The sequence below is a fragment of the Pseudolysobacter antarcticus genome (assembly GCF_004168365.1).
Taxonomy (GTDB): domain Bacteria; phylum Pseudomonadota; class Gammaproteobacteria; order Xanthomonadales; family Rhodanobacteraceae; genus Pseudolysobacter; species Pseudolysobacter antarcticus.
The window spans coordinates 1,250,367-1,275,378 of the sequence record NZ_CP035704.1; the positions used below are offsets into that span (position 1 = coordinate 1,250,367).

The following is a 25,012-nucleotide window of genomic DNA, read 5'->3' on the forward strand; positions in this document are numbered from 1 at the left end:
CGAAATTCGTCACCGAAAATGCGATTGCGCATCCCGAATCACCGCTCGCGGTGAAACGCGCATTGGCGCGTGGCGAAGTGCTCGGCCAGACCAGCGATGGTAAACGTATCCTGCTGATCGATGCTGCGCCGGACTGTCCGGTCATGCGCGAGATTGGCCGATTGCGCGAACTGTCATTCCGCCGTGTTGGCGAAGGCACCGGCATGCGCCGCGATCTCGATCGATACGACGGCCACTACAAGCATCTGGTGCTGTGGGACGAACATGCGTTGGCGATCGTCGGTGCGTATCGACTCGGCGAGGCGGCGAGCATCCTGCAGCGGCACGGCATGGCCGGACTGTATTCGGCGAGCCTGTTCGAGTATTCGCCGCACGCGCAGGAATTTCTGGCGGACGGTGTGGAACTCGGACGCAGTTTTGTGCAGCCTGCGTATTGGGATCACGCAGCCTGGATTATCTGTGGCAGGGCATCGGCGCGTACCTGCGCCATCGGCCACAGCTGCGTTATCTGTTCGGGCCGGTGTCGTTAAGTGCGGCGTTGTCGTTGTCCGCGCGCGAATGGATCGTGCATTGCCATCAGCACTATTTCGGTGATCCCGAGTTGCTGGCGCGTGCTCGCAACCCGTTCCAGATATCCGCCGAAGTAGTACACCAGGCCACGCCTCTGTGGCGAGAATCCGATAGCAAGGCCGGCTTGCAGGCACTCAAGCATCACCTGGCGCAAAGTCATTCCACGCTTCCAGTGCTGTATCGGCAATACGTCGATCTGTGCGAACCGGAAGGCGTGCGTTTTCTGGCGTTTGGCGTTGACCCGGCTTTCGGCTACTGCGTCGATGGCTTGATCCGGCTCGATCTGGCTCGGCTCAAGCCCGCGAAACGCTTGCGCTATCTGGGTTCTGCGCAAGAACAGTGAGTTGCCCACCCATGCGCGACGGTACGGAACAAAAAAATAGTTAGAAAAGTGTCATATTCTGCTGTTAAGCTAGCGTTAATGGGTTTCCGCGTGCTGGTGCCAGCGCGCGATGTGGGGCAAAAAAGCGAGTGATAGACACGATATGCCGGCAGTGCATTGGCTGCGTCCGGCATTATTTCCGTCGCGCAATCGCGCCGATTTGATTAGTTGATGATTGAGGGAAAACCGATGAATAGACAGTTGCGAATGAAGCCACTTGCGTGGGTACTTGCGTCGATGTTCCTGGTGCCGTCTGCGTTTGCGCAGAACACCTCGGCCGCCGCCAGCGGCCGCGTTACCGATGGCGCGGGGCACCCGGTTGCCGGTGCGAAGATCGAAGTCGTGCACGTGCCTTCCGGTACCAAGTCCACGATCACCACCGATGCCGATGGACGCTACCAGTTGCAAGGTTTGCGCGTCGGCGGCCCGTATCGTGTCACCGCCGAGAAAGATGGTTTGAAGCCGACGTCGGTGCAGGATGTCTATCTGCGCCTGGCCGAAACCACTTCCGTCAATCTCGTCGAAGAGGGTGCCTCGCAACTCGAAGAAGTAACGGTAAAGGGTTCGGCGCTCACCGCAACGTTCCAGGCTGACAACAAGGGCCTCGGCACCAATCTGTCGCATCGCGAACTCGAAGCGCTGCCAAATCCGGATCGTTCGATCCAGGATATCGCTCGCGTAGATCCGCGCATTTCCGTCACTGATCGCGATGCTGGCGCCATTTCCGCCAACGGCAAGAACTTCCGTTACAACTGCATCACGGTTGACACGATCAACGCGGGCGACCCGTTTGGTCTGGAATCGAACGGCCTGGCCAGTGTTGGCTCGCCAATCTCGCCGGACGTGATCGAGTCCTACGATCTTTCCACCGCCAACTTCGACGTCAGCACGCGCGGTTGCGTCGGCGCCAACGTGAATGCCGTTTCCAAGAGTGGTACCAACGATTTCCACGGCTCGGCCTATTACAGCTATCGCAGCAAGGATTGGATGGGCGATATCGCGCCGATCTCCGGTGGTACCGAGTTACCGTATACCGGCTGGGATCACGAATGGACTTCCGGCATCACCGCCGGTGGCCCGTTGATCAAGGACACGCTGTTCTTTTTCCTCGGCATTGAGAAAAGCGAGCGCGTGGCAATTGGTACCACCTCAGGCCCGGTTGGCAGCAATAGCACCACGCAGGTTCAGGGCGTTGATCAGAATTTCGTCAATGGCGTGGCAAGCTCGGCCACTGCGCAGGGCATCAACGTCGGCGACCGGACTCTCGCCAACTTGATCGACAAACGTTATCTCGCCAAGGTCGATTGGAACATCAACGACAGCCAGCGTGCCGTGTTTCGTTTCAACGAGACCAAGGAAAATCAGCCGGTTCCGACTGGAAGTACCACCTCGGTGACCTTGAATAGTAACTGGTACTTCAAGGATCGCGATTCCAAGAACTACGTCGTCCAGCTGTTCAGTGACTGGAGTCCGGTTTTCTCGACCGAAGCCAATTTGTCGTACACCAAATACATTCAGTCGCGTGGCCCGCTGACGGGCGTCGCCCAGCCATCGGTGACGGTATCGAATTCGCCAACGACGTTCTCGCCCAGCGTGACCGTAGGTACCGAGTTCTCGAGTCAGGTCAACCAGCTTAATATCGATTCGAACTACGCTTATTTTGCCGGTACCTGGCATCTCGGCGATCACACCATCAAGGCCGGTGCGAACGGCCAGCAGGACAAGGTATATAACGCTTTCATCCAGGGTTATGACGGTAGCTATACCTACCAGGGTTTGGCGAATTTCCAAACCGGTAATTGGGAGGAATACACGATCAAGCGTCCGGCTGCAGGCTATTCCATCGATACCGCCGCTGCTGTGTTCCAGAAAAAACAATACGGCTTTTTCGTCGAAGATACCTGGCAGGTGTCGGATCGCTTTTCGCTGCAATACGGCTTGCGTTACGACGTGCCTGAGTTCGGCAGCAGCCCGATCCTGAATCCTTGCTTTGCTTCCGCTCCGGGAGTTGCTTTCACCGCAACCAACGCGAATGGCTCGACCCTCTGTACCGCGTCCAAGGGTGGCTTCGGTTACGCCAACAATTCGGTTCCCGGTGGTAATGGCACGGTGCAACCGCGCGTCTCGTTCAACTACGACTTCGATACCGAGCGCAAAACGCAGCTTCGCGGCGGCGTTGGCATGTTCGTGTCGGATGTACCGACCGTGTGGTACTCCAACTCCTACGGCGGCAGCGGCATTCCAGTGGTCACCTATGACATTGTGAATACCTCGAACGCGGCGCCGGGCACCCTGTTGTGCAGCAAGGATGGCAAGGCGTTCACGCCGGCCACCGGTGGTGCATGTGCGGCGGGCCAGATCAGCTATGTCAAGCAGGCACCTGGTTACAACGGTGCGCAACCAGTGATCCCGAATACCGGCACGCTGGTGCTCGGTTCCGGCGTTGCGAAGATGGCGGTCGATACCATTGATCCGCATTTCCAGATGCCAACGACCACCCAGCTCAGCCTTGCATTCGATCGCGAATTGCCATGGCTCGGCATGGTCGGTAGCGTGGAAGGCAGCTACGTTAAAACCAACGAAGACATTTTCTACAAGAACCTGAACTTGGGCGCGCCTACCGGGCATGGTCCGGACGGCCGTAATCTGTATTGGGGTGTTTATAGTGCTGCCGGTATTGCGAGTGGTACGAATGCCAATGCCAACCCGGCATTCGGCAACGTGACTGAACTCACCAATACCAGCCAGGGACAATCCAGCAGTTTGACGCTGTTGGTGAAAAAGCCCCTGTCGGACGACTGGAGCGCATCCGTTGCGGCGATTTTCCAGCATTCGACCGACGTCAATCCGGGTACATCAAGCGTTGCCAATTCGAACATCACGGGTAACGTCTGGATCAACCCGAATACGGATCGCGCGTCTGTCTCCAATTACAACGTGCCGAAAGCGCTGAAAGTATCTTTCAGCTGGCAGCACAAGTTCTTCGGTGACAACGAAACCGGCGTCAGCATCTTCGCCAACGGTCATTCTGGCGCACCGTACAGCTGGATTGCAGGTAACGATCTGAACGGCGATACCTACTCGCGTGATCTGCTCTACATTCCGAAGTCGATCTCGGATGTGTCCTGGAATCCTGCCGTGACAGACAAGCAGAAACAGCAGTTCATGGACTACATCAACAGTGATGCCTACCTGAGCAAGCATGCAGGCCAGATTGCCACGCGCAACGGCGCACATACCGCGTGGCTGAACCAGATCGATTTGAGCTTCAAGCAGGAAGTGCCAGGATTTTTCGAGGGCAACAAAGGTGAGTTGCGTCTGGATTTCTTCAACATCGGCAACTTGATCAGCAGCAAGTGGGGTGTGGAGCGCCGTGGACCGTTCCCGCTAACGCGTAACCTCGCCAACGTCACCGGTATCGATCCTGCTACCGGCAAGTACATCTACGACATCAGCGGATCGCAGTACAAGGATGCCAACGGCAACTACGTGCCGCAGAATCTGGTCATCAACGAAGGCCAGACCCCAGGTGCACCGGTACCTTCACAGCGCTGGTCGCTCATGCTGACGGCAAGCTACAAGTTCTGAGTAGAAAGAAATCGCAGTAAATTTGACCGGCGCCTCAGGGCGCCGGTTTTTTTTTGTGCTCGACGCATCGTTCGATGGCTGAAATGCCCCGACGCTGACATGCGGACTTGCGCGCGTCACCCGCAATCGCTATTACTAGCAGGCTACGCTGCGCAAGGGCGCATCGTTGTGGTCATCAGAACAGGAAGGAATTACCAATGGCAAAAACTACCGTCAACGCCCAGATCTCGCCGGTCGCCGGCATGGATGTACTTTCGCGCAATGAAGTCTCGCGGTTGCGCGACGCGACCCAGGGCGGATTGCACGCGCTGCTGCGCCGTTGCGCGCTCGCCGTGCTCACTCAGGGCATCGTCAGCGACGATGCGCGCGGCATGCTCGAACGTTATCCCGATTTTGAAATTCAGGTGCTGCAGCAGGATCGCGGCATCAAGCTCGAATTGATCCATGCGCCGGCGCAAGCCTTCGTCGAAGGTCGCATCATTCGCGGCATCAACGAGCTGTTGTTTGCGGTCGTGCGCGACATCGTCTACATCGCCACACAGGTCGAAGCGGGGCGTTTCAATTTCGACGATTCACTGAGCATCACCCATGCAGTGTTCGAGATCCTGCGCAATGCGCGCGTGCTGAAACCCAACATCGAGCCGAACCTGATCGTGTGCTGGGGCGGCCATTCCATTCCGCGGCACGAATACGAATACACCAAGGCGGTCGGTTATCAGCTCGGACTGCGGGCGCTGGATATCTGCACCGGCTGCGGCCCGGGGGCGATGAAGGGGCCGATGAAAGGCGCGACCATCGCGCACGCCAAACAGCGGCGCAAGAGCAATCGCTACATCGGCATCACCGAGCCCGGCATCATCGCGGCGGAATCACCGAATCCGATCGTCAACAACCTCGTGATCATGCCGGATATCGAGAAACGTCTCGAAGCCTTCGTGCGCACCGGGCATGGCATCATCGTGTTTCCCGGTGGCGTCGGCACGGCCGAAGAAATCCTGTATCTGCTCGGCATTTTGTTGCACCCCGATAACGTGCATATTCCGTTTCCGCTGGTGTTTGCGGGGCCGAAAGAATCGGTTGCGTATTTCGAGCAGATCGATCAATTCCTGCGCCTTGCGCTGGGTGACGATGTGGCGAATCGCTATCGCATCATTGTCGACGACCCGGCTGAAACCGCGCGTGCGATGGCGCAGGGTATGGAAAAAGTGCGGTTGTTCCGCCTCAACAACAAGGACGCATTTTTCTTCAACTGGGCGCTCAAGATCGAGCACGAATTCCAGACGCCGTTCCGACCGAATCACGCCAATGTCGCGGCATTGAACTTGAATCGCAATCAACCTCGGCATTTGCTCGCTGCCGATTTGCGCCGCGCGTTTTCGGCGATCGTTGCCGGCAACGTCAAGGAAGAAGGCATTCGCGCTATCGAACAGCATGGCCCGTTCGAGATCGATGGCGAAGCAGAAATCATGCGCGCGCTGGATGCGATGCTCGCGAGTTTTGTCAGCCAGCACCGCATGAAGTTGCCGAGTTCAAAAGCGTATCAGCCGTGTTATCGGGTCAAGTCGGCTTGAGCGCAGGGCTTGGTGCGATGAACAAGCCACTCGTTTCACTGCTCGTACGCAGCATGGATCGGCCGACGTTGTTTCGTGCGCTGGATTCAGCCGCGAACCAGACTTGGCCGAATATCGAAATCGTCGTTGCCGCCGCGTGCGGCCAGCGCCATCAGCCGCTCGCGGATAACTATCGCGGGCGACCGTTGCGTTTTGTCGTGCCCGATCCGGATCGGCGCTTGCCGCGCCCGGACGCGGCGAATGCGTGTCTCGACGCGGCGACGGGCGAGTGGCTGAATTTTCTCGATGACGATGATGAGCTGCTGCCCGAACATGTCGAGTCGCTGCTGACGGCGCCGCGGCGCGCCGATATCCGCTTGCTGTATTCGAGCGCACGTGTGCACGACGCGCAAGGCAATCTGGTCGGCTACAGCGGGCGTGATGGTTTCCACATGCAACTCTACAATCAGAATCGCAGCCAGCCGGTCGCGACGATTTTTCATCGCAGTCTGATCGATGAAGGTGCGCGTTTTGATCCGACCTTTCCGATTTACGAGGATCAGGATTTTTTCATCAACTGCGCGTCACGCACCGAATTCCAGTGGGTGAAAACCGCCACGTGCGTCTGGAACGGTTACATCGGTGACTCCGGCTGCGGGCTGGGTCCGAACGTGGAGAGTGCCGAGCAACACGATCTGTACTACGCAAAACTCCGCAGCAAATGGGCGGCAGTTTTCGAGCGCTGGAAAAAACTGCCGCAGTCGCTGATCTATCTTGGTCAGCAACATCTCAAAGGCGGCGATCTGAAAGTTGCACTGGGTTGTCTGGAGCAGGCATTGGCCGAAATGCCGGGCGATTTGAACGCGTTGAATCTGTGCGGCATGGCGAACTATCACAACGGCGATTTTGCGCGTGCGATCGAGCTGCTGAGTGCTGCCGAAAGACTCGTACCTGGCCAGCCGTCGATTGTCGAAAACCTGCGGCTGGCGCGCGCCGCTGTTGGCTGATACTGCGGCTACGAGAAAACTCGGCGGCTGATTCAGTCGTCAGCCGCGCTCGAGTGCCGGAATGGATTACAGCGTCGCCGCAAGTCGGCTGGCTTGATCGATCGCGCGCTTCGCATCCAGTTCGGCGGCGACATCGGCACCGCCGATCAGATGCACGATTTGCCCGGCGGCTTGCAACTCTGCGAGCAGATCGCGGCGCGGTTCCTGGCCGGCGCAAATGATCACGTTGTCGACTTCGAGCAATTGCGGTTTGCCGTCGATGCTGATGGTCAGGCCGGCGTCGTCGATGTGTTGATATTCGACGCCGCCGAGCATGCGCACTTGCTTGTGCTTGAGGGTCGAACGATGCACCCAGCCGCTGGTTTTGTTGAGCCGTTTGCCCGGCGCACCCGGCGTGCGCTGCAGCAGCCACACGGTACGTGCCGGTGCCTCGGGTTGCGCCTTGATGCCTTCGACGCCGGCGCGTGCGACCAGTGTTTGATCGATGCCCCATTCCTTGAGCCACGCTGAAATATCCGTGCTCGGCGCGGGCAGATCCTGCACCAGAAATTCCGCGACATCGAAGCCGATACCGCCTGCGCCGACGATCGCCACGCGCGATCCGACTTGGGCTTTCGAGGACAGCACGTCGACGTAACTCAGCACCTTTGCATGTTCGATGCCGGGGATCGGCGGATGCCGTGGCGCGACGCCGGTGGCGAGGATCACTTGATCGAAACGATCGCGACCAAGATCGCTTGCGGCGACGCGCGTACCGAGCTTCAGGGTGACGCCGGTGAGTTCGATGCGCCTGCCGAAATAACGCAGGGTTTCGCTGAATTCTTCCTTGCCCGGAATGCGTTTGGCCATGTTGAATTGGCCGCCGATTTCATCCGCCGCATCGAGCAACGTGACGTTGTGGCCGCGCTCCGCGAGCACCGTGGCGCAGGCCAGGCCGGCCGGCCCGGCACCGACTACGGCAAAACGTTGCGGTGTGGTGGTCGCGGTGTAGTTGAGTTCGGTTTCGTGGCAGGCGCGCGGATTGACGAGGCACGACGCAACCTTTTTCTCGAACACATGATCGAGGCAAGCCTGGTTGCACGCGATACAAGTATTGATCTCATCGGCGCGATTGCTACGCGCCTTGTTGACCCAATCCGGATCGGCCAGCAGCGGCCGCGCCATCGACACCATGTCGGCATCACCGTTCGCCAGAATGCGCTCGGCGACGTCGGGCATGTTGATGCGGTTGGTGGTGATCAGCGGCAGTTTCACTTCACTCTTGAGCCGATGCGTAACCCAGCTGAATGCGCCCCGCGGCACGCTGGTGACGATGGTCGGGATGCGCGCCTCGTGCCAGCCGATGCCGGTGTTGATGATCGTCGCGCCCGCCGCTTCGATCGCTTTTGCGAGCAGCACGACCTCTTCCCAGCTCGATCCGCCTTCGACCAGATCGAGCATCGACAAACGATAAATAATGATGAAGTTCGGCCCGACCGCGGCGCGCATGCGCGTCACGATTTCGACGGGAAAACGCATGCGTTTTGCGTAACTGCCGCCCCAGTCATCGTCGCGCTTGTTGGTACGCGCGGCGAGAAACTGGTTGATCAGATAACCTTCCGAACCCATCACTTCGACGCCGTCGTAACCGGCATCCTGTGCGAGTCGCGCGCAACGCACGAATGCATGAATCTGGCGCTCGACACCACCGCCGGAGAGCGCGCGTGGCGCGAACGGCGTGATCGGCGATTTCAGTGCCGATGGCGCGACATTGAACGGGCTGTAGCCATATCGGCCCGCATGCAGGATCTGCATGCAGATCAGTCCGCCTTCGGCGTGCACCGCTTGCGAAATTTTGCGGTGCCGCGGCACTTCGCTGCGCCAGCTCAGTTTGCCGCCGAACGGCGTGAGCCAGCCGCGCACATTCGGCGCGAGGCCGCCCGTGACTATCAAACCGACGCCGCCGCGCGCGCGCTCTGCGAAGTACGCGGCGAGCTTGTCGTAGTCGCGGGCGCGATCTTCCAGCCCGGTATGCATCGAGCCCATCAGCACGCGATTGGGAATGGTGACGAAGCCAAGATCAAGCGGGGCGAGCAGGTGCGGATAATTCACGGCGCCATTCCAGATTCAAACGATTGTACGAAGATGCCCGGAACTGCACGCGGTGGCAAGTCCAATCTGCGCAGCCAGCGGCCGGCGTCGCCCCGCTAATGCGTGATGCGCAGCACGATCAACGTCTGGTCATCGACGCCCACGCTGCCGCCCTGATGCGCGAATAACGCATCGCACAGAAGCTGCTGCAGTTGAGCGGCATCGCTGACCTCGCTCCGCGCCACGAGCGCCTGCAAACGCGGCATCCCGAACGGTTCGCTATCGGCATTGCGCGCCTCGACGATGCCGTCGGTATACAACACCACGACATCGTCGCGCTGCAGTGCGAGCTCGCTGTTTTGCCAGACATGATCGCGCAGGATGCCGAGCGGAATCTCCTCGCCCTGACCATGCAAAGTCACCGTGCCGCCGCGCCGATGCAGCAACGGCGGATGACCCGCGCTGACGTAATACAGCTTGCGTTCATCGGGCCGATACAACGTACCAAGCGTGGTGAGGAAATGCTGGCGCTGGCGTCGCGAGAAAAAATAGCGATTGGCGTAAGTGATCGCGCCGGCCGGCCCGGCACCGCCATCGCCCTGATACGTGCGCAGGATCGCATCGAACTGTACCGCCTCCATCGCCGACGCTGCACCGTGGCCGGAAACATCGGCGATGATCGCCGCCCAAACGTCGCCATCGGTATCGTTCGTCACACCTTCGACGCGTTCGTTCAATGTGACCAAATCGTAATAATCACCGGCCGCGGTATCTGCCGGCTGCCAGTGCACGGCGTAGTCGAGGCCGCGAATTTGTATATTTTGCGGCAAAAGCAACTTTTGCACATCGGCCAGGCCTTCGATCTGGTGTCGGCTGTGCGCGGCCTCGTCGCTGAGTTCGCGCAAGGCCAGTGGACGCACGATATAACTCACTGCAAGATTGGCCTCGATCAGCATGCGATCCAGATCGAGCTGATCGAATCGATTCGCCTCGACGCTGCCGAGCACCAGCCAGTGATGCACATGGCCGGAATCGATGATCGGCAGCGCCAATAACGCACGCGGCGCGAACAAGGCCTGCGCCAGCGGCAGCGTTTGTTCGTCGGCATTGAGCGTGATGAGGCGCGGTGCGATATCGCGCAGCAAACGCGTACTCAGCGCATCCTCGAACAACGGCAGTTTTTGTTGCGAGTCCTGCGCGTCGTCCACCGCCAGATATTCGGTGCCGTCCGCGCCGATCACGCCGACTAGTCGGCATTGTCCGGGCGCCACTCCGCGCACCAGCAATACCGCGAGCGTGCATGCCGGCAACTGTTCGCCGAAGTAGGTGTAAAGGCTGCGCAGTGCGGCGGCGGGAATCCCGCTGAAGGCACTCAGGCGCAATAAACGGCTCAGCAGCGGAAGTTCGGCGGACATGGCGACGGCAACAGGAAGGCCGCGCATTGTCGCCTGTCGCCGGCATCACGCCAAGCGTTGCCGCGCGTATCGCAGCGAACGCGTGGCTGTCATCGACACGGCGCGACAACGCCGTGTCGATGGCGAATATCACCAACCAGCCAGGACGATTTTTCCGATGCTCTGACCCGATTCGAGCAGCGCGTGTGCCTTGCGCAGATTTTCGGCTGTGATGCTGCCGAGATTCTGCCGCATCGTGCCGCGCAATTTTCCGGCGTCGATCAGCGCCGCGATGCGGGCCAGCAAATGCCGCTGCTCGATCATGTCGTCGGTTTGGAATTTCGCGCGTGTGAACATCATTTCCCAATGGATGCTGACACTTTTCAGCTTGAACGGATCACCGATCGGCAGCGGTGCGCTCGGCTCCACGATGAGGCCGATGCGTCCTTGCGGCGCGATCAGTTCGCCCATCTGTGTCCAGTACGCCGCGCTGTCGGCAAAGTTCACGATGTACGGAATCGCGGTGATACCGAGCGCGTCGAGTTGTGGCTGCAGCGCTTGGCGATGATCAATCACATGATCGGCACCGAGCTCGCGACACCACGCAATCGTATCGGCGCGCGATGCTGTTGCAATCACGGTCACGCCGGCGAGCTTGCCGAACTGGATCGCCATCGAACCCACGCCGCCAGCGCCGCCGATGACCAGCAGATTGCGGCCATGCTCGCTGCCATCGTTGCCGATGCGCATGCGCTCGAACATCAGCTCCCATGCCGTAATCGCGGTGAGCGGAAGCGCCGCCGCCTGCGCAAAATCGAGGCTGGCCGGCTTGCGCGCGACGATGCGTTCGTCGACCAGTTGATACTCGCTGTTGCAGCCTGGGCGCTCGATCGAGCCGGCGTAATAGACCTCGTCGCCGGGCTTGAACGCGGTCACCTGATCACCCACCGCCTCGACGATGCCGGCCGCATCCCAGCCGAGCACGCGCGGTGCGGATTCGACTTTGTCTTTCGGCGAACGCACTTTGGTGTCGACCGGATTGACCGACACGGCAAGCATACGCACAAGCAGATCGCGTGCGGTGGCGACAGGTTTTTCGATCTCGGTATCGAACAGCGAATGGGCATCGCTGATCGGCAGATAACGCGTGAGGGCAACAGCTTTCATCGAAATCTCCAAAATGTGGAATCGGATAAATGCGACACCGCAATCACTCGCGTGCCGCACGGAATCAGAACGCCGACAGCAGCAATCCGCCCTCGGCGCGCACGGCTGCGCCGTTCATCGCGGAAGCCAGTGGGCTCGCGACAAATACCACCACGCTCGCAATTTCCTCGGGTTCGATAAATCGTTGCAGCAACGACGTCGGGCGCGCCGTCTTGAAAAACTGCTGCTCAAACTCGGCGGTACTCACGCCTTGCTTCTCGGCGAAATCCTTGACGAACGTGCCGACGCCTTCGGAGCGGGTCGGCCCCGGCAATACCGAATTGACCGTGACGCGCGTGCCCTTGGTGAGCTGCGCCAGACCGCTGGCGATCGAAATCTGCGCCGACTTGGTCATGCCGTAATGAATCATCTCGGCCGGAATCTGCAGCGCCGATTCGCTGGAAATGAAAACCACGCGTCCGCTATTGCGCGTGAGCATGCCGGGCAGATAGTGCCGCGCCAGACGCGCGCCGCTGAGCACGTTGATTTCGAAAAAACGCCGCCAGTCGTCATCGCTGATCTGCGCGAATTCCGCGACTTCAAAAATGCCGAGGTTGTTGATCAGGATATCGAGTTCGGGCAGCTTTTCGAACACGATTTTCGCGCCGGATTCCGTGCCGAGATCGGCGGCGATGCCATCGACCTTCGCATCGGGTACGGCAGCACGCAATTGCGAAAGCGCCGCATCGACGCGGGCCTGGCTGCGACCGTTCAGCGTGACGTGCGCACCGTGGCGCGCGAGTTCTTCGGCAATCGCATAACCGATGCCGACGGTGGAGCCGCTGACTAGTGCGCGTTGTCCGTCGAGAGTGAAGTTCATGGCAGGTTTCCTGTGGAGTGATCGGCGCATCATAGGCGCGATGCGTTTCTTGATAAATCGCATGATCGATGAAACACTTTCAAACAATTATTGATAATGATTCCGGCGTATGGACAGATTGAGCGATCTCGCGTTATTCCTGCGTATTCTCGAACTCGGCTCGATCAGCGCGGCAGCGCGCAGTATCGATGTATCAGCGGCGGTCGCGAGTTTGCGCATGCAACGGCTCGAGCGCGATCTCGGTGTGCGCCTGCTTCATCGCACCACACGCAGCCTGCACGCCACTGCGGAAGGCCAGCGCCTGGCCGAGCGCGGCCGCGAACTGCTGCAGGAGTTCGAGTCGTTGTCCGAGTCGGTGCGCCGTGATGGCGATGAAGTGCGTGGCCTGCTGCGCGTGAGTTTGCCGGCATCGTTCGGGCGGCGGCACATCTCGCCGCTGCTGCCGCAGTTCCTCGCGCGCCACCCGTCATTGCAGCTCAACGTGCATCTGAGTGATCAGTACGTCGATCTGGTCGAGAGCGGTTTCGACCTTGCGATCCGCATCGGCGACCTGGCCGATTCGAGCCTAGTCGCGCGGCGTCTCGCGCCGAGCCGACGTGTATTGTGCGCGAGCCCGGACTATCTCAAGCGGCACGGCATTCCGCGCAAACCTGCGGATCTGGCGGCGCACAATTGCCTGATCCTCAGCACCACTGCGGGGCGCCAGGATAGCTGGCCGCTGCGCGATGCGCACGGCGAAATCATGCAGCGCATCAGCGGCAATTTCGAGAGCAACCTCGGCGAAGTATTGCGTGACGCTGCGGTGGCGGGCGTCGGCATCGGCCTGAAATCGACGTGGGATATCGCCGAGGATTTGCGTTTGGGTCGGCTGCGCGTCGTACTCGCGAATTTCCCCGTGCGTGATGTGGCGATCCACGCCCTCATGCCGCAGCGGCGGCTGGTGCCGCTCAAGGTGCGCGCGTTCGTCGATTATCTCGCTGCGCAGTTCGGCGATCCGCCGTTCTGGGATCGCGGGCTTGGCCGCTATTTGCGCGCGCTGACGCTGCCAAAAGTATCGGTCAAGCCTTCCAGATAGAGCTGGCTGGAACAGCCATGGCGCTCAATCTCAATGCCTCGCGCTGGCATCGAAAGACGATCATCGCCGCGCCCGAATCAGCTGATCGAAACATCGCTGAATTTGCCGTCGACGAGTCGACGCAAACGTAGCGGATTTTTCTCCTGCAATTCCGGCGGCAGAAGCGCATCGGGAAAATTCTGCAACGCCACAGGTCGTACCCAGCGCAGGATCGCGGCGCTACCGACCGAGGTCGAGCGGCTGTCCGAACTCGCCGGCCACGGGCCGCCGTGGATCATGGCGTGATTGACTTCGACGCCGGTCGGAAAGCCGCCGAACAGCACGCGCCCGGCGCGGCTCTGCAGCACGTCGAGCAAGGTCGCATAGTTGCCGAGTTCATCGACTTCGGCATGCACGGTCGCCGTGAGTTGGCCATCCAGATGCTCGGCGAGTTTGGTCAATTGCGCGACGGATTCCGCGCGAACCAGCACGGTGCTCGGACCGAAAACTTCCTCGGCGAGTTCGGGGTGTGCGAGCAAGGTCGCGGCATCGGTTTCGAGCAAGGCCGGACCACCTTGGCTGCCGCTGGAATCACGCTGCGCGAGCACATCTACGCCCGGATGTTGCGCGAGGGCTTTTATGCCGTGGCGATAGGCCTCCGCAATGCCCGGCGTCAGCATGGTCGCGGTATTGCTCTCGGCGAACAGCGATTTTAATCGTGCTCGCATATCATCGTAGCCAGCGCCATCCGCTGCGAATAGCAAACCGGGCGAAGTGCAGAACTGGCCGCATGCCAGCATCACCGAAGCATGCAAGCCATCGGTGATGGTTTCGGCGCGTGCCGCGAGCGCGCCGGGCAGAATGAAAACCGGATTGACCGAGCCCATTTCCGCATACACCGGAATCGGTTGCTTGCGTTGTGCGGCCAGCGCGAGCAACGCGCGCCCGCCGCGTTGCGAGCCGGTGAAACCCACCGCCTGGATGACGGGATGTTTGACCAGCGCCGTACCGACGCTGTGCTCAGCATCGAACAGCAATGAAAAAATTCCGGCATCCAGACCGCACTCGCGAATAGCCGTCTGGATGGCCAAACCGATAATCTCCGAGGTGCCGGGATGCGCCGGGTGCGCCTTGACGATCACCGGGCAACCCGCGGCAAGTGCCGAGGCGGTATCGCCGCCCGCGACCGAAAACGCCAGCGGAAAATTGCTCGCACCGAACACTGCGACCGGACCGAGTGCACGGTGCATCGAACGCAGATCGGGCTTCGGCGGGCTGCGCGCCGCATCACCGTGATCGATGCGCGCATCCAGCCAGTCGCCATCGCGCAATACACTCGCGAACAGGCGAAGTTGCAGACAGGTGCGCGCGGTTTCGTTGCGTACGCGCGCCTCGGGCAAGCCGGTTTCGCGCGGTATGATTTCGATGAGTGACGGCAGCGCTGTCTCGATGTGGTTTGCGATCGATTCCAGCAGGATCACACGCTGCGCGCCAGCGCTACGCGCGAATGCTGGCGCGGCCGCGGCGGCCAGTGTCGTGGCGTGTTCGATATCGCTACTCGATGCCGAATGGAACTCCACGCCATACGCCGCATTCGCGGTCGGATCGAACGCACGAAAACACTTGCCGCCAGGCTTGCCACGTCCGGCACCGATGATCGAAAGGCCGCTCGATTCAGTCACGATCTACTCCGTTCCAGCGAGGTTTTGCAGCGTCGGCAGGGTGGCGAGCGCGGTCGCGATTTCTGCTTCGGCAGTGGCGCGCTCGGCACCGCTCAAGAGCAGGCGCGGGGCGCGTACGATCTCGCTGCCCATACCGACCTTGGCCTGCACGAGTTTGATCAGCTGCACGAATTTCGGCACGGTATCCATGCGCAGCAGCGGCAGGAACCAGCGATACAGCGCGAACGCTTCGTCATGGCGTCCGGCGCGGGCGAGGTCGTACAAACGCACCGATTCGGCCGGGAATGCATTGACCAATCCTGCGATCCAGAACTGCGCGCCGGCGGCCACGCCTTCGACCAAGACGTCATCGACACCGACGCCGATGGCGAGGCGATCACCGAGCAAGGCGCGAATCCAGCTGATGCGTCGCACATCGGTACTCGACTCTTTTACCGCGGCGAGATTGACATGTTCGGTCGCGAGTTCGGCGATCTGCTCGGGCAGGAAATCGGTTTTGTAAGCCACCGGATTGTTGTACAGGATGCACGGCAGCGGCGTGGCCGAAATGACAGCGCTCATGTGTGCTTTCATCTCCCGCCAGTCGCTCACATACAGATACGGCGGCAGCACCATCAGGCCGCGCGCCCCGGCGGCGTGTGCGGCTTGGGCGAGCTGCACCGCATCGGCTGTGCTGGTGGCGGCGATGCCTGGAATCACCGGCACATCGACCGCGGCGACACAGGTTTTGATCAGCGCGATTTTTTCATCGAACGACAACGTGGCACCTTCGCCGAGCGAGCCGCACGGAATAATCGCGGTCCCGCCGTGTTGCACCAGCCATTGCACATGCTCGCGCACGAAGTCGTGATCGATCGACAGATCGGCATTGAATTTTGTGGTGATCGCGGGCATCACGCCCAGAAAGTTGACACTCATTGTTGGTTGACCTCGAGCGGGGATGGAATCAGGTTGGAAAGTGCGGTGGCGGTAAATGGCGGACGCGTGGATAGAGTGTCGGACCAGCCGAACAGGAACTCGCCCGCGCTGCCGCAGATGCGGCCTTGGCACGCACCCATGCCCCAACGGCTGCTCAGCTTGGCTTGGCGCATGCTTGGCATGTCGCGTACGGCGGCTAGCGGCACGTCTTCGCAACGGCAGAAAAAAGTTTCGGGCGTGGCGAGGTAACGCAGTTCATCGCGCAGTGCGAAAGTTTTGGCGAGGGATTTCGCGAACGCGTAGGTACGCGCGCGTGCAGCGAATAACTCGGCTGCCTTGTCTGCAAATCCGGCGGCGGCGAGACCGGCGATGCGGCCTTCGAGCAGTGCCTTGTCCACACCACCGATGCCGGTACTTTCGCCTGCGGCGTAAACATTCGATTGCGAACAGCGCTGTGATGCATCGACGCCGATCGCGCCGTGTGTGATCACGCAGCCGAACATCTGCGCAAGATCGAGATTCGGCACCAAGCCGAAACCGCACGCGAGCAGATCGCACTCGATACGCCGCTGTTGCGTACCGTGTTTCAGCCAGACCGCCGTCAGTTGATTCTCGCCTTCGGCATGGGTGATCCACGCGTCGCTGTAGTAGGGAGCGCCGACACTTTGCCAACGCAGGCGCGCGGCTTGGGCGAGTTTGCCGGGATGTCGCCACAGGCCGAAGGCAAAGTCTCGGCGCGCCTGTGCGCTGGCCTGTTCGGCGATACACAAAACACGTGCGCCGGCCTGGCGTGCGGTTGCGGCGACGGCGAGCAGCAGCGGCCCGCTGCCGGCGATGACGATGTGTTTGCCGCTGACCTCCAGCCCGGCTTTGATCAAGGCCTGTAGGCCGCCGGCGCCGGTCACGCCGGGCAAAGTCCAACCCGGAAACGGCAGGTAAAGTTCGCGTGCGCCGGACGCCAGAATCACCTGCTCGAAGCGGATCGCGCAGCGCTGTCCGCGCAGATCGGCAATCAACAGATTCGGCTCGGGAAGAAACACCGCGCGGCAGCCGTTTACCCGGCGCGCGGCACTGCGTTCGAGACGCTGCAACCAGCGCCGTGCCGTAGCCGAACCTTGATCGCTATTGGCGCCGCGCCAGATCTGTCCGCCGGGACGGGGATTATCATCGATCAGCAGCACGCGACGTCCGCATTCGGCGGCGCTCACGGCCGCGGCAATTCCAGCCGGGCCGGCGCCGATCACGAGGATTTCGGTGCTGAATGTCGGCTCACTCGACATGAGTAATCACTCGCATTCCGGGCGTGCACAAGACCTGGCACGCGCGCTGATGCGCGTGTCCATCAATGTTGACTCGACACTCGAAACACACGCCCATGCCGCACAAAGCGGCGCGTGGTTGGCCGCTCACCGAGCGGCGCCAATGAGTTATGCCTGCGTTGAGCAAAGCCGCAGCAACTGTGCTGTTGCGAATCAAAAGATACGCCCGCCCATCGATAAAAATTTCGATGTATTCAGGCGACCGCATGTGTCGTCTCCGATGCAAAACGTGTCGGCCAATACGGTGCCGGTGGAATCGCGCAGGTGCGACCGAGCAATTGTGCTGCGATCAATTCTGCGGTCGCGGTGGCGGTGGTGATGCCGAGGCCTTCGTGGCCGGTCGCGAGCCAGATCGATGCATGTTGTGCGCTCGGTCCGATCAGCGGCAACCCATCGCGCGTGGCGGGGCGCAAACCGGTCCAACTGCGCAGCACCTGCACATCGCGCAGAAACGGCAGGAAACCGACCGCGCGTTCGAGCATGTGCGCGAGCAAGGGCGCATCAATCGCGGTGTCGGTCGCATCGAACTGGCGCGACGAACCGATCAGAATTTGTCCGTTGCGGCGCGGCTGCACGTTGAACGCAACCGAATCGGCGTCGCTCGCGTGGGCGCTGTGCAGATAACCGAGTTCGACCAATTGATGGCGCACGCGGCCAGGGTAGCGATCGCTGATGACCAGATGACCCTTGCGCGCGCGCAGCGGCAGGTTCGGCAATAGATCATTGCTCGCCAAACCAGCGGCGACCACGATGCGTTCGGCATCGAGCATCGTGCCATCGACGAAATATATCCGCCCCGGCTCGATCACTTGTACCCGCTGGCCGAAGCGCATGACCGCGCCGAGCGTTGCGGCGTTGGCAGCAAAATGCTGCGCGGCGGCGGGCGGATAAATCACTGCGTCGTCGCGCACCAGCAAGGCGCCGGACAGGCGCGAGATCAGATCCGGCTCGGCGCGCGCCAGCTCGGCGGAATTCAAAATTTGTGCATGCACATCGTGCTGCCGATACATCGCGACTTTTTCTTCGACGGCATCCATTTCGGCGCGATTGGCGGCGATCCACAACGTTCCGCAGGCGTCGTATTCGATATCGTCGGGCAGGCTCGCTGCGCGTCTCATCCAAAGCTCGCGCGAGCGCGCCGTAAGCGCCCATTGCGCGGCGGAATCGTCCATCACCACGATGTGACCCATGCCGCACGCGGTGATGCCGCCGCCGGGGAAATCGGAATCGATCAAAACCGTATTCAGTCCGCCAGCGGCGCACGCCTCGGCGCAGGCCGAGCCGATGATTCCAGCACCGACGATCGCGACATCGCAGCGCGTAAGCGCGGGATTCAAATGCGAATTCCCCAGGCGAATGGATCGTTGTTGTCGATGAGCAAAGTGCCTTCCGCGCAGATGTGCGCTTGGCCGGCGATACGCGGATAAATTCGATCCTCGAACAATTCGATGCTTGCATCGAAGACGCTGCCGATCACGCTTTCCTGACGCCAGATCTGGCCCGGGCGGATTTTTCCGTCGGCGAACTGGCACGCGAGTTTCGCGCTCGTGCCGGTGCCGCACGGCGAACGGTCGTAGGCATCGCCCGGACACAACACAAAATTGCGTGCGTCGATGCCGGGCGTCGGTGATTTTGCGAACAGTTCGATGTGGTCGATTTCAGCGCCGTCGGCGCCGGTGATGTTGGCGCTGCGCAGCGCACGGCGGATATATTGCGTGGCTGCCGTCAATGCGGGCAGGTTGTCCGGCGCGATCCGCAAACCATGATTCTCGACCAGAAAAAACCAGTTGCCGCCCCAGGCGACATCGCCGCTGATCGTGCCGAGATTTTCTACGTTGACTGATACCGACTTTGCATGCCGATACGAGGCCACGTTGCGCAGACTCACCGCATTCGGCGATTCGAGTCGCGCCTGGATGATGCCGACCGGCGTTTCGATGCGATGTTCGCCGATGCCGATGCGACCGAGATGCGCCAGCGTGACCAGCAAACCGATCGTGCCATGGCCGCACATGCCGAGATAACCGACGTTGTTGAAATAGATGACCGCAGCGGCGCAATCCGGATCGACCGGTTCGCACAATAACGCCCCAACCATGACGTCCGAACCGCGCGGTTCGTTGACGATGGCCGAGCGGTAGCGGTCGAATTCGCTGCGCATGCGATCGCGGCGTTGCGCGATGCTGCCATTGCCCAGATTCGGACCGCCCGACACCACCACGCGCGTGGGTTCACCGCCGGTGTGCGAGTCGACAATCTGAAGTTTTTGCGCGTGTGTTGGCATGGCGGAAATAGACTAATGAATGCTGGCGGGTCAGCTTACGCAACGTTATCGCCACTGTCTTGTCCGGGCACATCCCTTTGGTAATGGAATTCGACAAAAGCCTATTTGCAGGTCCGCGGCTGGGGTTGCGCTATCCGGCACCGCACTCCGCGCAAGCAGCATCGTATTTCAACTTGCCAACCCTCTATCTTGGCGTGGGCGAGCCGATACGCGACAATACGCGCCCTTGTCCGGCGCGCCGTCGCGGTGTGCCATGAAATTTTGTGCGAAGGAATTCCATGTCGAGTCACGATATCCGTTCTGCCCAGCGTCCCGATCCCGACCAGGCCATGGTCGACATTGCCAATTACGTGGTCGATTACAAAATCGATTCGACCGAAGCCTACGACACCGCGCGCTACATGCTGCTGGATTCGCTGGCGTGCGCGATGCTGGCGATGAAGTTTCCCGAATGCGTAAAACATCTCGGTCCGATCGTGCCGGGCGCAACTCTGCCGGGCGGCGTGAAAGTGCCTGGGACGAGTCACGAGCTCGATCCGGTGCAGGCCGCATTCAATATCGGCGCGCAGATCCGCTGGCTGGATTTCAACGACACATGGCTCGCCGCGGAGTGGGGTCATCCGTCGGATAACCTCGGCGCGATTCTCGCCGTGGCCGATTATGTGTCGCGCAAAAACGTGCGCGAAGGCGGCAAGCCGCTGACCGTGCGCGATGTGCTGACCGCGGCGATCAAGGCGCACGAAATCCAGGGTTGCTACGCGCTCAAGAACAGCTTCAATCGCGTCGGTCTGGATCATGTGATTCTGGTGCGGCTGGCGTCTGCCGCTGTGACCACAGCGATGCTCGGCGGCGGCAAAGATGAAATCGTCACCGCGGTATCGCACAGCTGGATCGACAACGGCGCGCTGCGCACCTATCGGCATGCGCCGAATGCCGGCCCGCGCAAGAGTTGGGCCGCAGGCGATGCGTGTCGTCGTGCGGTGACGCATGCGTTGAACGCGGTGAAGGGCGTGATCGGATATCCGTCCGCGTTGACGGCAAAAACCTGGGGTTTCTACGATGTCGCGTTCAAGGGCAAGGCTTTTGAATTCGAGCGTCCGTTCGGCAGCTACGTGATGGAGAACGTGTTGTTCAAGATCAGCTTCCCGGCCGAGTTCCACGCGCAGACGGCGGTTGAGTGCGCGATGACCTTGCATCCGCAGATTGTCAGCAAGATCGACCAAATCGAAAAGATCGTGATCGAAACGCAGGAAGCCGGCGTGCGCATCATCGACAAGACCGGCCCACTGGCCAATCCTGCGGACCGCGATCATTGCATTCAGTACATGGTGGGAGTGCCGTTGCTGCACGGTCGCCTGACGGCGTCCGACTATGAAGATGGCGTGGCGAGCGATGCGCGTCTGGATGGCCTGCGTAGCAAAATGGAGGTCAAGGAAAATCCGAAGTTCACGACGGACTATTTCGATCCCGACAAGCGTTATATCGGCAACGCGGTACAGGTGTTTTTTGCTGACGGATCGAAAACCGATCGGGTTGCGGTGGATTTTCCGATCGGCCATCGCAAGCGTCGGGCTGAGGGAATTCCCGTTTTGCTCGACAAATTTGCCGCAGCGCTGGCTGAACATTTGCCGAAACGTCGCGTAGAGCAGATACTAGCGGCCAGCAAACATGCTGAAGAGTTTGATGCGTTGCCAATCAATCACTTGCTGGACTTGTTTGCTCTATAACGGTTTGTCTGACTGCTAGCTAAACGTTGCCGCGTGCGGTCGTCACAAGCCTAGTGTTAAAGAAATGTTTTTGTTACACTGCACAACGATTTCACATTAACAATATAACTATTTGTTAACTATAAGCCGGTGTCGAATACGCTGAGTTATACTGTTTTGCCCTGTAAGCGCTTGGCCGCAAGCGCCCGAAAAATCAATGTATGTAAAGGAGAATGCTGATGAAACGTACTAGTTTGTTTGCCCTGATCGCGCTTGCGCTGAGTGGCGCCACGGTTGCTGCCAATGCCCAGAGTTATGATAACTGGTACGTTGCTCCGCGCATCGGTGCCGTTGCTCCTGATAGTGATCGTGAAACCAAGATTTCCCCACTCGTTGGTATCGGCATTGGTACCTGGGTCACCCCGAATTTCGCTGCTGACTTTGAATACAGCATCAACAATGGCGACAACAAGACTGCATCGCGCGCAGCTTGGGAAGCTCGTGGTCTGAATGGCAACAAGCAGTGGGAAAGCGTCTGGCTTGACGTTGCTGGTCGTTATTTCTTCGGTGAGCAGGGTGCGCAATGGCGTCCTTACATCGTTGGTACGGTTGGTGTAGTTCGTCACGCTGGTTTCTCGTTCAGCCCGTCGGATTCTCCGGTTGATGTGACCGGCGCGATTGTTGGCCATCCGACCCGCGGTTGGGATCCGGCAGCCAGCCTCGGTGGTGGTGTGCAGTACAACCTGTCTGATCGTCTCGCGTTCCGCGGCGAACTTCAGTACCGTTTTGACCGTGACAACAACAGCATCCCGCATCACACCGGTTTCGGTGATGCAATTGCCAGCTTGGCCTTGGTTGTCAACTTCGGTGGTGCACCGACCCCACCGCCGGTTGCTCCAGTTGCACCCAAGCCGCCAGTTGCTTCTTGCCGTGACAAAGATAGCGACGGCGACGGCGTGAATGATTGTGATGACAAGTGCCCGAACTCGCCAGCCGGCAGCGTCGTTGGCCCCGATGGTTGCCCGCAGTCGGTCGTCATCGATCTGCGTGGTGTGAACTTCAAGTTCGATCGTCCGAACACCGCCGAGAAGAACATTGGCCCGACCCTGAAAGAGCCGTCGGCTGAATCGATCGCAATCCTGGATCAGGCTGTCGATACTCTGAAGCGTTACCCGAATGTCAAGGTTGAAGTGGACGGTCACACCGACGGTGTCGGTACCGAAGCCTACAACCAGAAGCTCTCCGAGCGCCGCGCCAAGATCGTTTATGACTACCTGACCGGTCACGGCATTGATGCCAGCCGTCTGGATGGTCCGAAGGGCTTTGGCAAGGACAAGCCGATCGACACGAACAAGACTGCCGAAGGCCGTCAACGTAACCGTCGCACCGAGCTGACCGTAGAAAACCAGTAAGCAAACACCGCTTACCGTGTAATGAAAAGCCCGGCTTATGCCGGGCTTTTTCTTTGGCCGATCACATTAATTTCGAATCAGAAATCAAAACCTGAGGAACCGCCATGACCGAAGCCGATGTCCTGAAGAACGCGTTCGCCATGCCCATCGACAGTCCGGCATATCCGCCCGGACCGTATCGTTTCGTCGATCGCGAATATCTGATTATTACCTATCGCACCGATCCGGCCGCGCTCGCGCGGGTGGTGCCGGCGCCGCTGGAAATACTCGAGCCGATCGTCAAATATGAATTCATCAACATGCCCGACTCGACTGGCTTCGGCCATTATTGCGAGTCGGGGCAGGTCATTCCGGTCAGCTATCGTGGCGAGAAGGGCGGGTATGTGCGGGCGATGTATCTGAACGATCATCCGCCGACCGCGGGTGGCCGCGAGCTGTGGGGATTTCCGAAGAAGATCGGCCAGCCGGAGTTGCGCGTGCATACCGACACCATGATCGGTACGCTCGATTACAACGATCTGCGCGTCGCTACCGGCACGATGGGCTACAAGTACAAAAGCATGGATCCAGCGGCTGCGCTGGCCGGGCTCGGCGCGCCGAATTTCCTACTCAAGATTATTCCGCACGTGGATGGCACACCGCGCATCTGCGAGTTGGTGCGTTACGCGATGGAAAACATCACGCTCAAAGGCGCGTGGAGCGGTCCCGGCTCACTCGAACTGCATCCGCATGCGCTGGCGACCGTGGCGGATCTGCCGGTGCTTGAAGTGTTGTCGACCGTGCACATGATCGGCGACATGACTTTGCCTTACGGCACGGTGGTGCACGATTATTTGGCGAAAGGCTGAGACGAGACGCGGAAACGAATAGACGGAAGGCAATACGATACGACTGGTATCGAGCCGCAGTTTGCGGCTATGCGCTCTTCCGTCTATTCGTCTCCGCGTTTCTCCGTAGTCCGCTCAAGGTTTGACGAAACGATAGTGTCCGACTATCCACTCGTTGCCGTCGGCATAACCGAACAGTTCGGCGCAGGCCATCCAGAACATGCGCCAGCGTTGCTGCCATAACGCGGCGTTTGGTCCGTACGCGGCTTCGAGCACCGGCATGACCTGCGCGCGATTCTTGTCCTGATTGGCCAGCCACAGGTTTGCGGTTTTTTCGTAATGCGTACCCGACAAGCGCCATTGTTCCTCGATGCGGAGGTCACGCTGGAAATATAGCAGCGTATCGGCAGCGGGCATGAGTCCGCCGGTGAAAAAATAGCGCGCCATCCAGTCGTTGTCGCCATCGGTATCGAACGGATACATCAATTCGCGATGGCAGAAAATATGCACGAACAATTTACCGCCGGGCTTGAGCCAGCTTGCGACGCGGCCGAGCAGGGTTTGATAATTACGCATGTGCTCAAACATCTCGATCGAAACTGTGCGATCGAATTGCTGTTCATCCAACTGCAGCTGGTTCACATCCTGGGTGATGATTTGCACATTCGTAAAGTCGCGCTCGTGACAACGTGCTTCGATGAATTCGCGCTGCGGGCGGGAGTTCGATACAGCGGTGATGCGTGCGTTCGGATAATGCTCGGCCATCCACAAGGTCAGCGAACCCCAGCCGCAGCCGAGCTCGAGAATATGCTGACCGTCGACCAGCTCGGCGCGCTCGCAATACAAGGCGAGCATCGCCTCCTCGGCTTGCTCCAGCGTTTCATCGCCGCGCGGGAAATAACATGAACTGTATTTCAGGCGCTTGCCGAGGCACAGCTGAAAAAACGCGGGCGGCAATTCATAGTGCTGCGCATTCGCGGCATCGGTATGAATCGCGATCGGGCTCTGCCGTAATTCGGCGATGCGCGACTGGAACAAGGCGTGTGCGCCTTCCAGATCCCCGGCGCGCTCGATACGCAAGCGATCCGCACAAAGACGACGAATGCCCAGACGCGTCAATACATCCGGAATCAGACCGCGCTCGCACAGCGCGAGGGCCGAAAAACGACTCGGTTCGGTCGCAGGCAAATCGTTGGCAAGCGTCGTGCTCATGAAAAACCTCG

The 25,012-nt window shown here is 60.0% G+C and carries 20 protein-coding genes; 9 read left to right on the forward strand and 11 right to left on the reverse strand.

All coding sequences use genetic code 11. From position 1 onward, the window contains the following. The first annotated feature begins 203 nt into the window (after positions 1–203). From ELE36_RS21070 to ELE36_RS05310, 5 genes are all read left to right on the forward strand, one after another. A complete protein-coding gene (locus ELE36_RS21070) occupies positions 204–530 on the forward strand; it encodes a GNAT family N-acetyltransferase (RefSeq protein ID WP_340642633.1) in 327 nt (108 codons plus the stop codon). Next, positions 521–913, forward strand: a complete 393-nt coding sequence (locus tag ELE36_RS21075) for a hypothetical protein (RefSeq protein WP_340642627.1) — start codon at positions 521–523, stop codon at positions 911–913. The genes ELE36_RS21070 and ELE36_RS21075 overlap by 10 nt, the downstream gene beginning before the upstream one ends. A 228-nt stretch (positions 914–1,141) precedes the next feature. Then, positions 1,142–4,540 carry a TonB-dependent receptor gene (locus ELE36_RS05300; protein ID WP_165371487.1) on the forward strand — a complete coding sequence of 1,133 codons (3,399 nt, stop codon included), beginning with the start codon at positions 1,142–1,144 and terminating at the stop codon, positions 4,538–4,540. A 197-nt stretch (positions 4,541–4,737) separates the two neighbouring features. Beyond that, complete coding sequence (gene ppnN, locus ELE36_RS05305) at positions 4,738–6,111, forward strand: nucleotide 5'-monophosphate nucleosidase PpnN (protein WP_129832091.1); 1,374 nt, start codon at positions 4,738–4,740, stop codon at positions 6,109–6,111. Between the two features lie 17 nt (positions 6,112–6,128). Then, complete coding sequence (locus tag ELE36_RS05310) at positions 6,129–7,097, forward strand: glycosyltransferase (RefSeq protein ID WP_129832092.1); 969 nt, start codon at positions 6,129–6,131, stop codon at positions 7,095–7,097. Between the two features lie 66 nt (positions 7,098–7,163). Here ELE36_RS05310 and ELE36_RS05315 read toward each other — a convergent pair whose 3' ends face one another. From ELE36_RS05315 to ELE36_RS05330, 4 genes are all read right to left on the reverse strand, one after another. Continuing rightward, entirely contained in the window at positions 7,164–9,188 is a 2,025-nt protein-coding gene (locus tag ELE36_RS05315; protein ID WP_129832093.1) for an NADPH-dependent 2,4-dienoyl-CoA reductase, read from the reverse strand. 95 nt (positions 9,189–9,283) lie between these two features. After that, positions 9,284–10,582, reverse strand: a complete 1,299-nt coding sequence (locus ELE36_RS05320; RefSeq protein ID WP_165371488.1) for a PP2C family protein-serine/threonine phosphatase — start codon at positions 10,580–10,582, stop codon at positions 9,284–9,286. 129 nt (positions 10,583–10,711) lie between these two features. Beyond that, positions 10,712–11,728, reverse strand: coding sequence for a zinc-binding alcohol dehydrogenase family protein (locus ELE36_RS05325; RefSeq protein ID WP_129832095.1), 1,017 nt, complete (start codon positions 11,726–11,728; stop codon positions 10,712–10,714). Between the two features lie 64 nt (positions 11,729–11,792). Then, positions 11,793–12,587: an SDR family NAD(P)-dependent oxidoreductase gene (locus ELE36_RS05330; protein WP_129832096.1), complete on the reverse strand. Its 795-nt coding sequence runs from the start codon at positions 12,585–12,587 to the stop codon at positions 11,793–11,795. A 109-nt stretch (positions 12,588–12,696) separates the two neighbouring features. Here ELE36_RS05330 and ELE36_RS05335 point away from each other — a divergent pair, with 109 nt between their 5' ends. Further along, positions 12,697–13,662: a LysR family transcriptional regulator gene (locus ELE36_RS05335; RefSeq protein WP_129832097.1), complete on the forward strand. Its 966-nt coding sequence runs from the start codon at positions 12,697–12,699 to the stop codon at positions 13,660–13,662. Positions 13,663–13,739: 77 nt separating this feature from the next. Here the strand turns inward: ELE36_RS05335 and ELE36_RS05340 are convergent, their stop codons facing one another. The 6 genes from ELE36_RS05340 to ELE36_RS05365 are packed head-to-tail and all read right to left on the reverse strand — an operon-like array spanning position 13,740 to position 19,844. Beyond that, positions 13,740–15,323 carry an aldehyde dehydrogenase (NADP(+)) gene (locus ELE36_RS05340; protein ID WP_129832098.1) on the reverse strand — a complete coding sequence of 528 codons (1,584 nt, stop codon included), beginning with the start codon at positions 15,321–15,323 and terminating at the stop codon, positions 13,740–13,742. Between the two features lie 3 nt (positions 15,324–15,326). Then, positions 15,327–16,241, reverse strand: a complete 915-nt coding sequence (locus ELE36_RS05345) for a dihydrodipicolinate synthase family protein (protein WP_129832099.1) — start codon at positions 16,239–16,241, stop codon at positions 15,327–15,329. Next, on the reverse strand, positions 16,238–17,521 hold the full coding sequence (locus tag ELE36_RS05350; RefSeq protein ID WP_129832100.1) for an NAD(P)/FAD-dependent oxidoreductase: 1,284 nt from the start codon (positions 17,519–17,521) through the stop codon (positions 16,238–16,240). The genes ELE36_RS05345 and ELE36_RS05350 overlap by 4 nt, the downstream gene beginning before the upstream one ends. Beyond that, positions 17,511–17,768 (reverse strand): (2Fe-2S)-binding protein, encoded by a 258-nt coding sequence (locus tag ELE36_RS05355; RefSeq protein ID WP_129832101.1) that lies wholly within the window; start codon positions 17,766–17,768, stop codon positions 17,511–17,513. The genes ELE36_RS05350 and ELE36_RS05355 overlap by 11 nt, the downstream gene beginning before the upstream one ends. Continuing rightward, positions 17,755–18,897 carry an NAD(P)/FAD-dependent oxidoreductase gene (locus tag ELE36_RS05360; RefSeq protein WP_242512371.1) on the reverse strand — a complete coding sequence of 381 codons (1,143 nt, stop codon included), beginning with the start codon at positions 18,895–18,897 and terminating at the stop codon, positions 17,755–17,757. The genes ELE36_RS05355 and ELE36_RS05360 overlap by 14 nt, the downstream gene beginning before the upstream one ends. Next, entirely contained in the window at positions 18,894–19,844 is a 951-nt protein-coding gene (locus ELE36_RS05365) for a 4-hydroxyproline epimerase (RefSeq protein WP_129832102.1), read from the reverse strand. Before ELE36_RS05365 ends, ELE36_RS05360 begins: the two co-directional genes overlap by 4 nt. A 278-nt stretch (positions 19,845–20,122) precedes the next feature. Here ELE36_RS05365 and ELE36_RS05370 point away from each other — a divergent pair, with 278 nt between their 5' ends. From ELE36_RS05370 to ELE36_RS05380, 3 genes are all read left to right on the forward strand, one after another. Beyond that, the gene (locus tag ELE36_RS05370) at positions 20,123–21,571 is read left to right on the forward strand and encodes a bifunctional 2-methylcitrate dehydratase/aconitate hydratase (protein ID WP_129832103.1); all 1,449 of its coding nucleotides are present in this window, start codon (positions 20,123–20,125) and stop codon (positions 21,569–21,571) included. Between the two features lie 218 nt (positions 21,572–21,789). Next, the gene (locus ELE36_RS05375) at positions 21,790–22,962 is read left to right on the forward strand and encodes an OmpA family protein (RefSeq protein WP_129832104.1); all 1,173 of its coding nucleotides are present in this window, start codon (positions 21,790–21,792) and stop codon (positions 22,960–22,962) included. A gap of 104 nt (positions 22,963–23,066) precedes the next feature. After that, entirely contained in the window at positions 23,067–23,810 is a 744-nt protein-coding gene (locus ELE36_RS05380; protein ID WP_129832105.1) for an acetoacetate decarboxylase, read from the forward strand. A gap of 114 nt (positions 23,811–23,924) precedes the next feature. Here the strand turns inward: ELE36_RS05380 and ELE36_RS05385 are convergent, their stop codons facing one another. After that, on the reverse strand, positions 23,925–25,001 hold the full coding sequence (locus ELE36_RS05385; RefSeq protein ID WP_129832106.1) for an SAM-dependent methyltransferase: 1,077 nt from the start codon (positions 24,999–25,001) through the stop codon (positions 23,925–23,927). Positions 25,002–25,012 lie beyond the last annotated feature (11 nt).